General features: G+C 54.2%; 14 protein-coding genes and 1 pseudogene. 10 read left to right on the plus strand and 5 right to left on the minus strand.

The window, feature by feature from the left end:
• The first annotated feature begins 141 nt into the window (after positions 1 to 141).
• The 9 genes from PGRAT_RS13310 (at position 142) to PGRAT_RS13350 (ending at position 11,546) form a co-directional block, all read left to right on the plus strand.
• A complete protein-coding gene (locus PGRAT_RS13310; protein WP_025706933.1) occupies positions 142 to 1,581 on the plus strand; it encodes an SWIM zinc finger family protein in 1,440 nt (479 codons plus the stop codon).
• Between the two features lie 51 nt (positions 1,582 to 1,632).
• Positions 1,633 to 3,486, plus strand: a complete 1,854-nt coding sequence (locus tag PGRAT_RS13315) for a HEAT repeat domain-containing protein (protein WP_025706934.1) — start codon at positions 1,633 to 1,635, stop codon at positions 3,484 to 3,486.
• A 37-nt stretch (positions 3,487 to 3,523) separates the two neighbouring features.
• Complete coding sequence (locus tag PGRAT_RS13320; protein WP_025706935.1) at positions 3,524 to 4,627, plus strand: AAA family ATPase; 1,104 nt, start codon at positions 3,524 to 3,526, stop codon at positions 4,625 to 4,627.
• Complete coding sequence (locus PGRAT_RS13325; protein ID WP_042266727.1) at positions 4,624 to 6,972, plus strand: DUF5682 family protein; 2,349 nt, start codon at positions 4,624 to 4,626, stop codon at positions 6,970 to 6,972. Before PGRAT_RS13320 ends, PGRAT_RS13325 begins: the two co-directional genes overlap by 4 nt.
• Positions 6,973 to 8,184: a VWA domain-containing protein gene (locus tag PGRAT_RS13330; RefSeq protein ID WP_042266730.1), complete on the plus strand. Its 1,212-nt coding sequence runs from the start codon at positions 6,973 to 6,975 to the stop codon at positions 8,182 to 8,184.
• Positions 8,185 to 8,312: 128 nt separating this feature from the next.
• Positions 8,313 to 9,398, plus strand: coding sequence for an aspartate-semialdehyde dehydrogenase (gene asd / locus PGRAT_RS13335; protein WP_025703737.1), 1,086 nt, complete (start codon positions 8,313 to 8,315; stop codon positions 9,396 to 9,398).
• Positions 9,399 to 9,545: 147 nt separating this feature from the next.
• Positions 9,546 to 9,728 carry a DUF3934 family protein gene (locus PGRAT_RS13340; protein WP_036703200.1) on the plus strand — a complete coding sequence of 61 codons (183 nt, stop codon included), beginning with the start codon at positions 9,546 to 9,548 and terminating at the stop codon, positions 9,726 to 9,728.
• Positions 9,729 to 9,836: 108 nt separating this feature from the next.
• Positions 9,837 to 10,544, plus strand: a complete 708-nt coding sequence (locus PGRAT_RS13345) for a pseudouridine synthase (RefSeq protein WP_025703739.1) — start codon at positions 9,837 to 9,839, stop codon at positions 10,542 to 10,544.
• Positions 10,545 to 10,574: 30 nt separating this feature from the next.
• Complete coding sequence (locus PGRAT_RS13350) at positions 10,575 to 11,546, plus strand: hypothetical protein (RefSeq protein WP_025703740.1); 972 nt, start codon at positions 10,575 to 10,577, stop codon at positions 11,544 to 11,546.
• A 262-nt stretch (positions 11,547 to 11,808) separates the two neighbouring features.
• On the opposite strand, the gene PGRAT_RS13355 is transcribed toward PGRAT_RS13350, so the two are convergent.
• Together PGRAT_RS13355 and PGRAT_RS13360 are read right to left on the minus strand one after the other, a co-directional pair.
• Positions 11,809 to 13,626: an ABC transporter ATP-binding protein gene (locus PGRAT_RS13355; protein ID WP_042266733.1), complete on the minus strand. Its 1,818-nt coding sequence runs from the start codon at positions 13,624 to 13,626 to the stop codon at positions 11,809 to 11,811.
• 22 nt (positions 13,627 to 13,648) lie between these two features.
• The gene (locus PGRAT_RS13360) at positions 13,649 to 14,086 is read right to left on the minus strand and encodes a MarR family winged helix-turn-helix transcriptional regulator (protein WP_025703742.1); all 438 of its coding nucleotides are present in this window, start codon (positions 14,084 to 14,086) and stop codon (positions 13,649 to 13,651) included.
• Between the two features lie 150 nt (positions 14,087 to 14,236).
• On the opposite strand from PGRAT_RS13360, the pseudogene PGRAT_RS32365 reads away from it, so the two are divergent.
• A pseudogene (locus tag PGRAT_RS32365) lies at positions 14,237 to 14,323 on the plus strand (GNAT family N-acetyltransferase); the annotation flags it as partial.
• 127 nt (positions 14,324 to 14,450) lie between these two features.
• On the opposite strand, the gene thiE reads toward PGRAT_RS32365, so the two are convergent.
• Genes thiE through thiM form a run of 3 tightly spaced genes read right to left on the minus strand, consistent with a single transcriptional unit; the run spans position 14,451 to position 16,766 of the window.
• Complete coding sequence (gene thiE / locus PGRAT_RS13365; RefSeq protein WP_025703743.1) at positions 14,451 to 15,107, minus strand: thiamine phosphate synthase; 657 nt, start codon at positions 15,105 to 15,107, stop codon at positions 14,451 to 14,453.
• Positions 15,107 to 15,937: a bifunctional hydroxymethylpyrimidine kinase/phosphomethylpyrimidine kinase gene (thiD, locus tag PGRAT_RS13370; RefSeq protein ID WP_420329484.1), complete on the minus strand. Its 831-nt coding sequence runs from the start codon at positions 15,935 to 15,937 to the stop codon at positions 15,107 to 15,109. Before thiD ends, thiE begins: the two co-directional genes overlap by 1 nt.
• A gap of 28 nt (positions 15,938 to 15,965) precedes the next feature.
• Positions 15,966 to 16,766 carry a hydroxyethylthiazole kinase gene (gene thiM / locus PGRAT_RS13375; RefSeq protein WP_280515383.1) on the minus strand — a complete coding sequence of 267 codons (801 nt, stop codon included), beginning with the start codon at positions 16,764 to 16,766 and terminating at the stop codon, positions 15,966 to 15,968.
• Between the last annotated feature and the right edge of the window lie 147 nt (positions 16,767 to 16,913).

The raw sequence follows: 16,913 nt of genomic DNA on the forward strand, positions 1-16,913 counted from the left end.
TTGGAACCAGCGAGCATTTTTGCTAAGATAAATGCAAACATGTGATCTTATCCCTGGATTCGGGCAATGAGAGGCATGTGCGCTTTCTATACTTTTATTTTAGCTGTGCTGCCACCTAATATAGTCGGGAGGAAACCTAATTTGCCTGAACTTACAACATCCTATGTAGATTCGCTCGCACCCAATGCGGCTGCCATCAAGAATGGCCAGGGCCTGGTGCGCAAGAAGAGCTTCGTACAGCTGCACACCTCTGAGAATGGAGAACTGCTCTTTGGCCAATGCGCCGGGAGCGGGAAGACCCCTTACGAGTGCTCCGTAGATTTTATTTCACCGGATAATCCAGTGTTCCGCTGCACCTGCCCCAGCCGGCAATTTCCCTGCAAGCACGCATTAGGCCTGCTCTATGCCTACGTGGAAGGGCAGGCTTTCACGCCTGCGCCTGTGCCGGAGGATATTTCCTCCAAACGCGAAAAGGCGGAGAAACGGGAAGAAAACAAAGCCAAGCAAGCTGCCGAAGGCACGGAGAGCAAACCTAAGAAGGTCAACAAATCTGCCCTGAAGAAAAAAATAAACGCACAGCTCGAAGGTCTTGACCTTCTGGAAAAGCTGGTGCTGTCTCTGATCCGCGGCGGATTGTCTACCATCGACAGCAAAACGCTCAAAACCGTTCAAGAGCATGTAAAACAGCTGGGCAACTACTATTTATCGGGAGCGCAGACACAGCTGCGCCGGTTCGCCTTGCTTCTGGGCAAAGGAGAGGACCGGGAAGAGAGCTATACATATGCCATGGAGCAGCTGACACGGCTTCATGCTTTTATCAAGAAAGCCCGGGTCTATTTGACCACAAGAGCCGGGGATCCCGAGCTTGCCCTCGATCATGAGTCCACCATCGACGAATGGCTGGGGCATGCCTGGCAGCTGTCTGAGCTGAAAGAGCATGGGCTGGTCAAAGAATCTGTTGAACTTCTGCAGCTGGCATTCTACAGCTACGATGATCCGGCCCGTCAGGAGTTCGTGGATCTTGGCTACTGGCTGGAGACGGCAAGCGGCGAAATCCACCGGACTCTCAACTATCGTCCATACAAGGCAGCGAAGCTGATGCGGGAGGAGGACAGCTTCTTTGAGCTGGTACAGATCCCGCTGCTGTACACCTACCCCGGTGATATGAATGTCCGGGTGCGGTATGAAGCGATGACATCCAGGGCTGTAGAAGATAAAGACCTGGATCGGGTTACGGCAAACGCAAGCCGTTCATATACAGAAGCGCTCAAGAAGGTCAAAAATCAGTTGAAAAATCCGCTAAGCGATAAGACGCCTGTCATGCTGCTGCATGCGGCCCATCTGGGAGTGACAGCCAGCGGCCAGTATGTGATCACTGATGATGCCGGAGTCCAAATGGTGCTGGACGACATTCCTTCACTGCCCCAGGGTACGCTTGAGCTGCTGCCGTTCCTGCCTGCCTCTGCGATGAAGGATTGCTGTGTGCTGGTAATGTTCGAGCATCTTCTGGATCAGGGACGGCTGACTGCCCAGCCTTTGACAATCATCCAGGGCGGGACCATCACCCGGCTTCTGTACTAGCATACCTGCCCATACGTATACGTTCTTATATTTCCTATAGGGGGACAGCCCATGAGTACAGCATTATTGCAAGAGCTTCATCAAGAAGTCCGAAGAATATATATTGCCGGCAGTGAACTGGCTGCCGGGGATTTCCGCCTGAAACGGCTGCTTCCGCAGTTTCAGCAGCTCGGAGAGCGGGCGGCAGTCTTCAAACGGCTCGGAGAAGGCATTACCTCTCTAGTGGAACCGGGTGCAGGTGACGAAGTACCTGCCGCAGTGCGGCTGCAGGAGCTGACGCTGCTATTGGAATCGGTGCTGTATACCCAAGGGGTCAGCACACCTGACGAAGCTCCCGGTGAGCTTCGCAGCCGGAATTTCACTCTGGATACCCAGCTCCCGTACCGGAAGCTGGCCGCAGTGCGGCAGGCCTTGACTACAACAGGCAGCGGCAGGTATGAGATTGTGATTGAAGCTTTTAAGGATGGCATGTTCCGGGATCTGCGCCTGCTTCCGCTGGCCATTGCAGCTTTGAATGATCCTTACTCGGAGATCGCCGAGTATGCCATGACCACCATTCTTCCGTCCTATGGTCCACCCATCACCGGTTACTTGATCGAAACACTCAATCTGGCGGGCGGCAAAAGCGAAGTCCGCAAGCTGAAGGCAATCGCCAAGGCAGGCGGAACGGAAGTGGCCGAAGAGATCTATAAGGCTGCCGAAGACGGCAGCGACGATATCCGGGCAGCAGCGATCGAATGCCTTGGGGGCCATGACGCGTACCTTCCGTTCCTGCTGGAGTGGAGCAAAGACAAGAAAAAAGTCATTCGCGAGGCGGCGTATAAAGCGCTGGTGACAAGCGGATCATCACAGGGCGAAGACCGGCTGTATGAAGCTTTTGCAGGGAAGAAGGACCGGGAGCTGGTGGCAGATGCTCTGGCCTATAGTTCTTCAACACCGCTTATGGAGAGGCTGTCCGCTCTATATTTGCAGGAGCTGCGTGAAGCTCCGCAGAAGAATGAAGACAAGAAAAAGACGGAGCAAGTGTGGAACAGTATCCGGCCGTTTACGACAGTGCTCTTCGGGCAGCAGAATCCGCAGCTGGATGAACTTTACAGCTATGTGATCCAGGATCATGGACGTTTTGCATCCCTGGGCTTCACAATTGTTATTAATGAAGCTGCGCGGTACAAACAGAACGCGGCCACGGAAGCGGCCTTTGAGGAGCTCCGGCAGCTGGAAAAACTCGACACCCGTTATTTCCCTTACTTATTCAGGGCTGCACAGCAGCTGATGTCTGCGGAGGAGCTGTACAAGCAATTTGGCGGTACGCTGATGAACAAGCTCAAAGCTGTCGTCACCAAGGATTCCGCGCAGCGTAATAAACTGCTTATGGATACGATCAAAGAGCAGGTTATGCATGCGGAGGAGATATGGTATGACGCAGCCTGGGATCCGCAGAGGGACCGGCAGTATCGTGAGACGGCTATGCTTGCTCCTGATAAAATTGCAGCAGCCTGGGACCCGCGCTGGCTGGATTTGTTCATTCACAGGGATGTGCCGGAGCTGGTTTGCGCCTTTGCCCGCCCGAAACACGCGGAAGCCCGCAGCTATCTGCTGAACAAGCTGAGTGAGCAGAAGGACTTGCAGCGGAATCTGCGGAATCATGACGTTCTTCCGAACCTGTTTACGGGCCTTGCACGGTCGGGAATGCCGGACCCTGAACTGCATGAACTGCTGATATCCGTGCTGGAGAATGGAAAGAGCTATCTTCCCTACAGATTTGATTATTTTCTGTTCCAGCATATGCTCAAGTTTCCGGCAAGCTACCACAGCCGGCTGGAAGCACTTGTTCCTAATCAAAGATATTACGAAAGCCGGGCTCAGCTGGAATATGTGATCCATTATCTTAAGGGCCAGGCATAAATTAATGAAGAGCGATCTGTTCAAAGGAGAGGTGTCCATGTCAACGGAACAAGAACAGCTTAAGGATTATATGCGGCTGCCGGCAGAGGTATTGTACCGGGAAGAGCTGGAGGCGCTGCGCAAGGAGGATACAGGCAATATCCCGGCTGGATGGCAGATGTCGCCGCGCGCGGTGCTGACTTTTATCGCAGGCGGCAAGGCTGGTAAAAAGGTGATTACACCCAAATACATCGGCAACACGCGCCTGATCGAAATGGCAGTTGCCACGCTGGTTACGGACCGGGCGCTGCTGCTGATCGGTGAGCCGGGAACGGCCAAATCCTGGCTGTCGGAGAATCTGGCAGCGGCAATTTACGGCAACTCGGGGCTGGTCGTCCAGGGAACTGCGGGCACCAGTGAGGAGCATGTGCGCTATTCCTGGAATTACGCCATGCTGCTGGCGAACGGGCCGACTCCCGAGGCGCTGGTCAAAAGCCCCATTATGCGGGCCATGGAGGATGGCGGAATTGCCCGGTTTGAAGAGATTTCGCGTTGCGCCTCCGAGGTACAGGATGCGCTGATCTCCATTCTTTCCGAGAAGACCATCTCTGTGCCGGAGCTTGGGAAGGAGGCGGGGGCGCGCAAGGGCTTCTCAATCATCGCCACCGCCAATACCAGAGACCGCGGAGTCAATGAAATGTCGGCTGCGCTGAAGCGGCGCTTCAATATTATTGTGCTGCCTGCGCCGAATGATATTGAAACCGAGCTGTCGATCGTCAAGAAGCGGGTGGCAGAGATTGCATCGTCCTATAATCTGGGGGCATCCGTTCCGGCGGATGAGGCGCTGCTTAAGGTTGTGACCATCTTCCGCGAGCTGCGGAGCGGCATGACGCTGGACAAGAAGGAGAAAGTGAAAACTCCTGCAGGGGTTATCTCCACCGCCGAGGCCATCTCGCTGCTGACGAACAGCATGGCGCTTGCGGCCAGCTTCGGGGACGGCGAGCTGACGGATCGTGACCTTGCCGCCGGGCTTCAAGGTGCGGTTGTCAAGGATGATGACAAGGATAAACTCGTATGGAAGGAATACCTGGACAATGTGATGAAGAAAAAAGGAGCGGAATGGCGCGGTCTCTACCAGGCCTGTAAGGAGATGAACGAGTGAAAGCGACTGCTGAAGCCGGGGTACATATTTTCGGAGTGCGGCACCTGTCTCCGGGCGGCGCGAAGCATCTGCTGGAATACCTGAATGAGCTTCAGCCGACGGCGGTGCTGATCGAAGGCCCAAGCGATGCCACGGATGAAATCCGCCATTTGACGCATCGCTCCACGAAACCCCCGGTGGCTATATTGGCTTTTACGGAGGATTTGCCGGTACGTACAGCCCTGTGGCCGCTGGCGGTGTATTCACCGGAATACCAGGGTATGAAATGGGCCAGGGACAATGGGGCAGAGGCGGCGTTTATAGATCTTCCCTCCTCAGTCATTTTAAGCCTGCAGGATGTTATGCGGCGGGAAGGCACCTTCAGCAAGGGGGAAGTAAAACCGGAAGCGGAGGAGACGGGCGAGCCGTCCACAGAAGAGGCAGAGCAGCAGGAATCGGTGTACAGCCGGATTGCCCGGCTTGCCGGTGAGCATGACTATGATATGTATTGGGAACGCAATTACGAGCATAACGCAAATGCCGGAGCATACCGTGCGGCAATCCTTTCGTTCTCCTCCGAAATGCGCTTGCTCTCCGAGAGCAGAGAGCAGCTGGAGCAGCCGAAGGAACATGCGTATAACGCCCTGCGCGAAGCATATATGCGGCGGCAGATCCGGGAGACGATCGCTGCCGGACACGCACCGGACAAGATCGTGGTTATCTGTGGCGCGTACCATGCTTCAGCGCTTGCCGATCTGTCGGATGTCCTGGCTGACAAGGAGCTGGCGGGTCTGCCCTCGCGCAGTACCAAGCTGACGCTGATGCCGTATTCCTACTACAAGCTCTCTACCATGTCAGGTTATGGGGCGGGGAATGGAGCCCCGCACTACTTTGAGATGATGTGGGAGACGATGGCGGCCGGACGGCCGGAGGAGCTGGCACATCTCTATCTGTCTACAGTGGCGGGCTATCTGCGCAGCAGCGGGACAAACCGCTCTACCGCCGAGGTGATCGAGGCGGTGCGGCTGGCGGAGTCGCTGGCTGCACTGCATGGTGGAAGCGCGCCTACCCTGCGCGATTTGCGGGATGCCGCGCAGACGCTGCTGGGCCACGGCGATTTGTCCGTGATCGCCGACGCCCTGGTGCGGGTGGATGTGGGGACGGCCATCGGCCATCTGGCCGATGGCGTTAGCCAGACACCCATACAGGATGATCTGAACCGGCTGCTCAAGCGGTATAAGCTGGAGAAGTATAAATCGACCGTAGCCAGCGAGCTGCCGCTCGATCTTCGCGAGAACCGCAGAGTGTCCAGCGAGGAAGCCGCCTATCTGGATCTGCACCGGTCGATATTGTTCCACAGGCTGAAGCTGCTGGGCATTACTTTTGCCAAGAACAGGCCCAGCGGACAGGACGCGGCGACCTGGGCGGAATACTGGATCATCCAGTGGTCGCCGGAGGTGGAAATCCAGGTCGTCGAATCGACCCTGCTAGGGGAGACGATTGAAGTAGCGGCTGCATATATGCTGCGTGAGAAGCTGCAGGCCTGCCGTTCCATCGCTGAGGCCTCGCTGCTCATCCGGATTGCCTGCGAGTGCGGAATGACGGCACAGATGGAGGAGGCCAGCCGGGTGCTGCAGGGGCTGGCTGCCGACAGCCGCGATGTAGCCGGCATTGCCGCGGCTGCCCGTGAGCTGGCAACCATCATCGGCTTCGGTGACATCCGCAAGGTGGACACCGTGCCGCTTATCCCGCTGCTGGAAGAGCTGTTCCGGCGCGGCTGCCTGTTCCTGCTTGATGCCAGCGGCTGCAATGACGAAGCCGCCGGCCAGATGATTGTAGCGATGAATGAGCTGAATGCCATTTCGCTGGACCACAGCGAAACGGTGGACGAAGCGCTGTGGCTGCAGGAACTGCTGCATCTGTCAGAGCGGGATGACCGCAACCCGCGGCTGTCCGGCTTCGCCTGTGCCATTCTGATGGAGCGTGGAGCCATCTCTGCTGACGCGGTTGCTTCTGAAGTCTCCCGGCGCCTGTCTCCCGGCATCCCGGCCGACCTTGGGGCAGGCTGGTTCGAAGGATTGTCAATGCGCAACCGCTATGGACTGCTGTCCAGAATGAGCCTCTGGGAACAGCTTAATGAGTATATCAATGCGCTGGAAGAGGAGGAATTCAAGCGGGCGCTCGTATTTCTGCGCAGGGCGTTCGGTACGTTCTCTCCAAGGGAGAAAACGATGATCTCCGAGCTGCTCGGTGAGCTGTGGGGTGTGGATACGGAGCAGGCGGCAGAGATCCTTACCGGAGAACTGAAGGAGGAGGAAGCCAAGATGCTGGACGATTTGAATGATTTTGACTTCGGGGATTTGTAGATGCTAAACGACAACAAGCAAGAGAGCACAGTGACCCGTTGGCGGCTGATTCTGGGCCAGGAAGCCGAAGCTTCGCTTGCAGGCTATAGCGAAGGCGGCCAGCTCCATCTGACAGAAGAGGAAATGATCATGGATTCAGCACTTGCCGCCATCTATGATGAGACGGGCGGGGGAAGCAGCTCCGGCAATTCTCCCGCCGGCAGGGGCAAAGGGGCAGGGACCGGCCATGCCGCGCTGAATCTTTCCAAATGGCTTGGCGATGTGCGCAGCTATTTCCCGGAGGATGTGGTATCCATCATCCAGAGCGATGCCATGGAACGCCGGGGCTGGAAGCAGCTGCTGTTCGAGCCGGAGCTGCTGGCGGCGGCGAAGCCGGATATCCAGCTGGTAGGCACACTTTTGTCACTGAAGGGCAAAATCCCGGAGAAGACCAAAGACACCGCAAGAATGCTGGTCAAGGCGCTGGTGGATGACCTGGTCAAGCTGCTGGAGACCGATATCCGCCGCGCTGTTACCGGAGCGCTGAACAAGCGTCAGCATTCTCCGCTGCCCTCGCTCAGCGGGCTGGACTGGAAGCTGACCATCCAGCGGAATCTTAAGCATTATGACCGGGAGCGGCGGATTATTATTCCTGAGCGGTTTTATTATTTTGACCGGGCGCGCCGCAGCAAGGAATGGACGGTTATTGTCGATATTGACCAGAGCGGTTCGATGGCCAGCTCGATTATCTGGGCTTCGGTCATCGGTTCCATCTTCGCCAGCATTCCGGCGCTGAACACCCGTGTGGTAGTCTTTGATACCGAAGTAGTAGATTTGACTGAACAGTGCGCCAATGACCCGGTGGATATGCTTTTCGGGATCCAGCTTGGCGGCGGGACAGATATCCACAAATCGGTGAAATACTGCGAGCAGTTCATTGAAGAACCGAAGAAGACGCTGTTCATTATCGTCTCGGATCTCTATGAGAATGGCAATCAGGCCGGGCTGGTCCGGCGGATGCGCGAGCTGCGTGAATCAGGCGTCCGCACGATGACGCTGCTGGCGCTGTCGGATGAAGGCAAACCCTCCTATGACGAGCGTCTGGCCCGACAGCTGTCGCGTGACGGCACACCATGCTTCGCCTGTACTCCGGCCCTGCTGCCCATGCTTGTGGAAGGTGCGCTCAAGGGCCAGGATCTCGGCGAGCTGGCAAAACGTCTCGGGGCTTCATGACAGCCGATATTTTTTTCCAAATGCCTCTTCTTTACAATCACATATTGTGTAAGCTGCATATATCATTTATAATCGGTTATTAAAAAGCACCTATCGATGGGCGCTGCTTGAAAGGAATTGAAATTCTTATGTCAAGTAAGTTGAGAGCGGGTATCGTCGGGGGTACCGGTATGGTGGGCCAGCGTTTTATTGCACTGCTTGAGAATCATCCGTGGTTTCAGGTGACGGCTATTGCTGCAAGTGCAAGCTCGGCAGGCAAGACTTATGAAGAATCGGTCAAAAACAGATGGAAGCTGTCCACTCCTATGCCTGAATCCGTCAAAAGCATCATGGTTCAGGATGCCTCCAAGGTAGAGGAAGTAGCTAAGGATGTCGATCTGATTTTCTGTGCCGTTGATATGAAAAAAGAGGAAATTAAGGCGCTGGAAGAAGCCTATGCGCGCACAGGAACTCCGGTCATTTCCAATAACTCTGCGCACCGCTGGACGCCAGATGTACCAATGGTGATTCCTGAGATCAATCCGGAGCATCTGGAAGTAATTGCCCAGCAGCGTAAACGTCTGGGTACGGAAACCGGCTTTATTGCCGTGAAGCCCAACTGCTCGATTCAGAGCTATATGCCTACATTGCATGCACTTCAGGATTTTAAGCCTTCTAAGGTTGTAGTAACAACCTACCAGGCAATTTCCGGGGCGGGCAAGACGTTCACCGATTGGCCGGAGATGGTCGACAACGTTATCCCATATATTGGCGGCGAAGAAGAGAAGAGCGAGCAGGAGCCGCTGCGGATCTGGGGCAATGTGACGGAGGAAGGCATCGTAAAAAGCGAACAGCCTGTGATTACGACACAATGTATCCGTGTGCCGGTTGCTGACGGCCACATGGCCGCCGTGTTCGCTTCCTTTGAGCAGAAGCCTTCCAAGGAAGAGATTCTGGAACGCTGGAACAGCTTTCAAGGCCGTCCGCAGGCGCTCGGACTGCCAAGTGCTCCTAAGCAGTTCATTACCTATTTCGCAGAGGAAAACCGTCCGCAAACACAGCTGGACCGTGACATCGAGAACGGCATGGGCATCTCGGCCGGCAGACTCCGTGAGGATTCGCTGTACGATTATAAATTTGTCAGCTTGTCCCACAATACGGTAAGAGGTGCTGCTGGCGGTGCGGTGCTGATCGCAGAACTGCTCAAAGCCGAAGGATATATCCAGCCGAAATAGTTGCCGTATTCCCGTATAAATAATTGGCTGTGCAACAGCCTGCCGGAGGTTCTCCGGCAGGCTGTTGGCGTGCTAACCTGACATCTTGTACATGAAATGGTAAGATAGATGCAGGCAAGATGAAAACAAAATACCGGGTGGAGTGATATTGTGGCAAAAAGTAAAGGCGGCGGCACAGGCAGAGGCACAGGAAGCAAAGGCTGGACCCGCTGGAACAAAACGGCTAAGCCTGTAAAGGCAGCCAAAGGAAGCCCTGCCGGGGGACCTGGCGGCAAAAGCACGTCTTCGGCAAAGGCCGGCAGCTCAAAACAAACCGGGAGCAGCAAGTAAAACAGCCGGATGCTCATAGATCATCATTCAATGGCATCTGATTTGGAGCTGTAGGGATAACACGCGCCGGTCAGATGTTGTTTATTAAGTAAGAGAGCGGAGCCAGACATGAGAATCAACAAATACATAAGCGAGGGCGGGCTTTATCCGCGCCGGGAGACCGACAGATTAATTGCTGCTGGACGGATTACTATCAATGGGGAGCCTTGTGCAAAAGGTGCGCAAGTGGAACCGGGGGATCTTGTAGCTGTCGACGGAGTGCCGGTAACAACGGCCGCAAGGAAGCTGGTATACCTGGCGCTTAACAAGCCTGTAGGCATTACCTGCACATCCTCACGTGAAGTGGAGGGCAATATTATTGATTTTGTGGGATACCCTTCCCGAATTTTTGCGGTGGGCAGGCTGGATAAATATTCGGAGGGATTGATCCTGCTGACCAATGACGGCTCCATCGTGAACCGGATGATGCGTTCAGAGAACGGGCATGAGAAGGAATACTCGGTTGCTGTAGACAAACCTGTGACAGATGAGTTTTTGCACAGAATGGCTGCTGGCGTGGATATCCTGGGGACCCGGACCAAGCCATGCGAGACCAGCAGGATCAGTAAAACCGGATTTCGGATTGTGCTCACGCAAGGGTTGAATCTGCAAATCCGCCGCATGTGCAAGGAGCTGGGTTACCGGGTGCTCCGGCTGGAGCGGATCAGGATTATGAACATTGTACTCAGCGGGCTGGAGAGAGGGCAGTGGAGGCACCTGGAGCAGACCGAACTGGCAGAACTTTTTGCAAGGCTAAGCCATTCTGGGGATTTGTAAAAATAGAGAAGTTGGAGGAGGACTACGCGCGTGCGGATTGTCAGTGTTTTGATCATCTTATTGGTTCTTGCCGGTTGTTCATCAAATGGAGGTACAGGGGATACCGGCAATGGAGACTCGAACAAAACTGCTGCGGCTGCTGAAGTGGCATCACCATCACCATCACCATCACCGCTGGCTTCACCGGCTGTAACGTCACTTCCCTCTCCGGAAGGCTCTGCGGCGGCATCTTCCCGGATTGAGGATCAATATACCGGTTTTGTTCACAAAGACTCTATTGCGCTTAACAGTGACAACTACGAGATTTACTATTGGAACAACGGTGAATTTAACTACACGCAGTTTGTGGTTGCCAAGAACGGCGAAATCCTTTTTGACAGTAAAAAGAAGGGATTGGTTTTTGAAGGAGGGTACAGTTTTGATGAGGCCAAGAATGTTTGGGCCGAAGCGCTCCTGCAAAATGACCGGCCAACGCTGCTGTTCAGCCTGGCGGACAACCGGCCGGAATCAGCGTTCATTGTTCTTGAGGAAATAAGCGGTGTGCTGCAGGTGACGGTACATGATAATGTTCTGGTGAAATATGAGGATGCCGGTCAGAATGGCAAGCTGGTGCTGTTAGCCAGCCCTTATTCCGGCCAGATGCCGCTGGGTCCAGCTTTATTTGCGGTTTATGAGCTCAAGAATAACCAATATGTCCCGGACATCTCCAGAACACGGCAATATTATGAGGACCAGCTGCCGCTGAAGGAACAGAATTATAAGACAGATCCCACCGAAAATACTTTTGAAGCGCTGCTCGATGTTTATCTGCTTCTGGACCGGCTGGACGAGGCTGAGGCGAAATTCCCAGAGTTCTATAAGTGGGCGGGACAAAAGGCCGGAGACGGCGGATTTGTGGACACCTACAGCCAGCTAATCCAGAAGGGTTCGTACGAACCGGTTAACGGATGGATGGATAAACTCAAACCGCTGGAACACAGCAATACTCGTTTGGCTAAGTAAAAGAAAATCCGTATTGTGCCGCTCCCTGCATTGGCGCAATACGGATTTTCTTTCAGGAAATGAGGTTTTTCTTTTTGGGGGCTAAGAAGTGTAAATATTTAATCAATAGCGATTACCTCAACATAGACGGTATGAGCTGAATTAGTGCAACTTTTTCCACTTAAACTACCGGAGTACAGTGTGCCCGATGAAATTAGTGTACCTTTTTCCACTTAATAATGTTGTTAAGGAAATAAACCGAACGGTTTAGCCTTCCTTTTTGCTAAGTCAGCACCTTGGGCTCATACTGCTTGTCGTATAGATCCCTGTATACGCCATGCTGCTCCAGGAGCGACTGATGTGTCCCTTGCTCGACAATGGTCCCGGCCTGCACGACGAGAATCTGGTCCGCCGCCATGATGGTGGAGAGCCGATGGGCGATCACAATGCTTGTCTTGCCCTGCAGCAGGGAATGCATAGCTTGCTGGATATAATATTCCGAGGCGGTATCGAGGGAAGAGGTCGCTTCATCCATGATGATGACCGGCGGATTCTTCAGCAGCACACGGGCGATGGAGATCCGCTGCTTCTCGCCCCCGGACAGCTTGACGCCCCGGTTGCCCACCACTGTGTCGTACCCTTCAGGCAGACTAATAATAAAATCATGGATATATGCAGCCTGGCAGGCGGCAATGATCCGGGCCTCGCTGGCTTCTGGATCTGCGTACATCAGATTCTCCCGGATCGTCCCGTTGAACAGATAAGTGTCCTGGGTCACCAGGCCGATCTGCGCACGAAGAGATTCCAGAGTGAAATCCCGGATATTGCTGTCTCCAATCGTGAGGGTACCCGAATCCGTTTCATAGAGGCGCGGGATGAGATTGGTAATGGTTGTTTTGCCTGCTCCGCTGGGGCCGACCAGTGCGGTGAGGGTGCCGGCAGCGGCGGTGAACGAGATTCCGTGCAGTGCTGTTTTATCTGCCTGATAGGCAAAAGAAACCTCGTGAAATACGATGTCTTTGCCCGCAGCGCTGATGGACCGGGCTTCAGGCTTATCAACAATCAGCGGCTTCATGTCAAAATAGTCAAAGATCCGTTCAAACAGCGCGGCGGAGCGCTTAATATCCACATAGAGATTTGTCATCTGCAGCACAGGCCCGTAAAGTCTGCCCAGCAGAGCGACAAAAGCTACGATAGCCCCTATAGACAGCTCTCCCTGGATGAACAGATACCCGCCATACAAGTAAATAAGAAGTGGGCCGATACTGGTAAACGTGGACAGAACCATCATGAACCAGCGGCCGGCCATGGATTGCCGGATTTGCAGGCTGGTGGCCTCCTCGTTGACCGTTTGAAATTTGGTGTACTCCGCTGCTTCTTTAGTGAACAGCTTCATTAACAGATACCCGCTGATGCTGAGGGTTTCCTGGATGATCTGATTTTGCTCGGAGATTTTTTCCTGGGTCTGCTTAGCCAGCTTCCAACTGATATTGCCCATTTTCCGGGTAGGGACAACGAACAAAGGAATCACAAGGATTCCCAGTAGAGCCAGCTTCCAGTTCATAATGAACAGCGTTATAGCCGTGGAGGCGAGAATGAACAGATTGCTGGCAAAATTGACCACCGTGTTGCTGAATACGCCCTGGACACCTGAAATATCGCTGGTCATCCGCGTGATCACTTCTCCCTGCTGGACCCCGGAGTAGAACTGCAGCGGCATCTTTTGCAGATGGCGGTACATTTGGTTTTTCATATCATAGACAATATGCAGCGAGATGAAAGAATTCAAATAATTCTGGAGCACACCTAACAGGCCGGATACGACCGTTGTCCCCAGTGATGCAAGAACAAGCAAAACGAGGAGCCGCATATTTTTATCCGGCAGCGCCTGGTCGATAATCTGCTGAATGAACAAGGGGGGCAGAAGGCCAAGGACAGCAGTCACAACCAGCACCGCCATCACGAGCAGGGTCTGCTTCCAGTAGGGGATGAAATATCCCGCTATGCGCAGTAAAAGCGCTTTGCTCAGATTAGTTTTTTTGTTGTCGTCGTCGAATTTCATACGGCCATGGCCGCCGCTTGGTCCAAAACCTCGGGACATGCTATCACCAGCTTCTATAGATTTAGGGGTTCAGATGCAGCAGCAGCAGCTTGTTCATGTGAATCAGCTGGTTCAGCTCCTGCACCGAAAATTGCTCCAGGGCTTCGCCCAGCACCTTATGTGACCAAGCCTCCTCGTTATACCGCAGGCACAACGCCTCGCCTTCATCCGTGAGATACAGCCTTGTCTCCCTGCGGTCCAGCTCAGAAACAGCGCGGGTGACCAGCCCCTTAAGCGCGAGGGCGTCGATTTGCAGACTGACCCGGCTTTTATTGAACACCAGGCGTTCCGTAACCTCTTTCTGGGTCTGCCCCGGATGCTGCCTCAGGAAATTCAGAATGCCGATCTGATGAACAGTCAGCCCAAGGTTGGCTGCACTTTGATGTGCGAGCCGTTTGAGCTGGCGGGCTACCGCAAAAAACGATTGATACACTTCTATGGTTTGTTCCCGATCCGCCATGCTGCACCTTCCTTTGATGAAAAAAAGTTACCGCTGTAAACTGTTTATAAAGTAAACTAATCGGGCGGCAATGTCAAGACTGCATAATATTGACTACATTACTGGCAGGTTTATGATTGGAAAGTAGTACAAAGGGAACCTCTTGAAACGTTTGGCGGGGAAGGTCTTCTGAAGAACGACAAGCTGCTGTCTGACGGAAAGTACTACAATACCGTTGTGATGGGCAGATGGCGCTGAGGGGATTGGGATGTTATAAAAAAGCACAGCGCCGTATGGTACCGGCAGCTGTGCTTTTTTGTTATGGATATCCAACACGATGTGCAGCAAAAGCGGATATGCCAGTCCCGCAGGCTGCGTTTCGTTGCTACTGCTCAATCACCCGCAGGAAATTCCGGGCAGCATCCCTTATGTCGGCTGCTCCGGCGATTGCGGAGATCACAGAGATTCCGTCAGCCCCTGCCCGGATTACCGGACTTGCATTGTCTACAGTGATTCCGCCGATGCCAACAAGCGGAAGGGTAAGTCCGCTGCGGCGCAGCTCCTCAATTACCCTTGTTCCTTGAACCGCTTCAGCATCGTCCTTAGAGGAAGTAGGATATACCGGCCCGACTCCCAGATAGTCGGCTCCGTCGGCAATCGCCTGCTGCGCTTCCTTCAGGCTATGGGCGGAGACACCGATGATTTTGTGCGCTCCCAGCCGCTCACGGATGGAACGTGCCGGGGCATCATTCTGTCCCACATGCACGCCGTCTGCGTCCAGGGCAGCGGCCAGATCGATGTCATCGTTTACGATAAAAGGTATCTTGCGCTCCCGGCACTTCTGCTGGAGCTGCCGGGCAAGATCAACATATGCCTTACCGGTGAATGCGGCGCTGCCCTTTTCACGGTACTGAAATAAAGTGATCCCGCCGTCCATCGCTTCAGCGAGTGTCTCCAGTGGAGTTCGCTTGCAGTTCACACTGCCCATAATGAAGTACAGCTTCAGCAGTCTGCGCACATGTTCGCTATCCATACGCTGCATTAGCGCTGCCCCCTTAGTCTGTTCTGGTAGGCAAAGTGATTTGTCGGACCGTTTCCGGCACCAATATGGATTCCATCTTCAATAGCTGCCTGGATAAATGCCTTGGCTGTATGAACCGCCTGCGGAACTAATTGGCCTTGCGCCAATCCGGCCGCGAGGGCTGCGGAAAAGGTGCAGCCGGTTCCATGCGTGTGCCTGGTAGCGATTCGGGGACTCTGTAAATAAATGAACTGTTCACCATCATATAGAAGGTCAGTCACCTGTGCCCCTTCTTCGTCGTGACCGCCTTTGAGTATCACAAACCGCGGTCCCATGGCGTGGACAAGCCTGGCCGCGGCTTCCCGGTCAGCCATGCCGGAAATCTTCATTCCGGTCAGAATTTCTGCTTCAGGGATATTGGGAGTGACGGCCAAGGACAACGGCAGCAGATGGGCGATCAAAGCCTGAACGGCTTCCTGCTGAAGCAGGGGAGACCCCCCTTTGGCAACCATGACCGGATCAATTACCAGCTTTGTCCAGCCATATTGCCGGAATTTTTGGGCAACGGTACGGATGAGCCCGCTGCTGAACAGCATGCCGGTTTTAACGGCATCGGGTGTAAGATCCGCCCCGATGGAATCGAGCTGTGCGGCAACGGCTTCCGCTTCCAGCGGATACACGCCTTGAACCCCCAGAGTGTTCTGAGCGGTCACTGCGGTGAGCGCAGACATGCCATATACACCCAGCTCCTGAAAGGTTTTGAGGTCGGCCTGGATACCGGCACCGCCTCCGCTGTCAGAGCCGGCGACCGTCAACGCTTTGAAAACTTTAGTCATAGGATGGTTAGTCATAACGTAATCTCCTTTGGTGAAGCTGTGATTATTGTTCCAGCCGCTGAATACGGGATCGCGCAGCGTATACTTCCGGAGTGACAAGAGCCAATTGATTCAGGAATTCGGCCTGGAAGCTGCCGGGCCCCTGCAGGCGGGTCCGTTCTTCGGCGATTTCGGCAGCTACGCCGTAGAAGGAGAGGGCTTCAGCAGCAGCTTCCAGCCAGGCTCCGCCGCTGGCCGCGAGGAACGCGCCGACGACTGCACTCAGCAGGCAGCCGGTGCCGGTAACCCGGGTCAGAACAGGATGACCGTTGCGGATTACAAAGGTGGCGGTGCCATCCGTGACGACATCTTCCTTGCCGGTGATAATCACAACACACTTCAGCTTCAGCGCGGCTTGTACAGCCAAAGCGGCCACATCACCGTCACCGGCTCCGGCATCCACGCCTTTGATGCTCCAGTTCTTGCCGAGGACATGAGCCACTTCAGCGACATTGCCGCGCAGCGCGGTTATCTGCATATGGCTGACCAGCTTATGTGTAACTTCGGTGCGGTAAGCAGTGGCTCCAGCGCCTACGGGGTCCAGCACGACCGGCACGTTATGGCGGTTCGCCGCCTTGCCAGCCAGCAGCATGGATTCAATGGCATAATCATTTAATGTGCCGATATTCAGCACAACAGCGCCAGACATGGCGGCGATATCCGCGACTTCTTCATGCGCATCAGCCATAAAAGGTGAAGCCCCCAGCGCCAGCAGCCCGTTGGCGCTGAAATTCGCAACTACAATATTAGTGATGTTGTGCACCAGCGGATTGCTGGCCCGTACTTTGGTTAAGAATGACATAATGATTCCTCCTGAAAGTAATATGTGAGAGACTTCAAATGAGTGTACTTCGTACAAAAAACTGGCATCGAAAGCATAAAAAATTTATATGAGTTTAAGCGAGGTCTTCCAGCTTGATTGCATTTTCTGCAACAGAATCCTGCATTTACT

It is taken from the genome of Paenibacillus graminis (genome assembly GCF_000758705.1).
In the GTDB taxonomy this organism is placed as follows: Bacteria; Bacillota; Bacilli; order Paenibacillales; family Paenibacillaceae; genus Paenibacillus_AQ; species Paenibacillus_AQ graminis.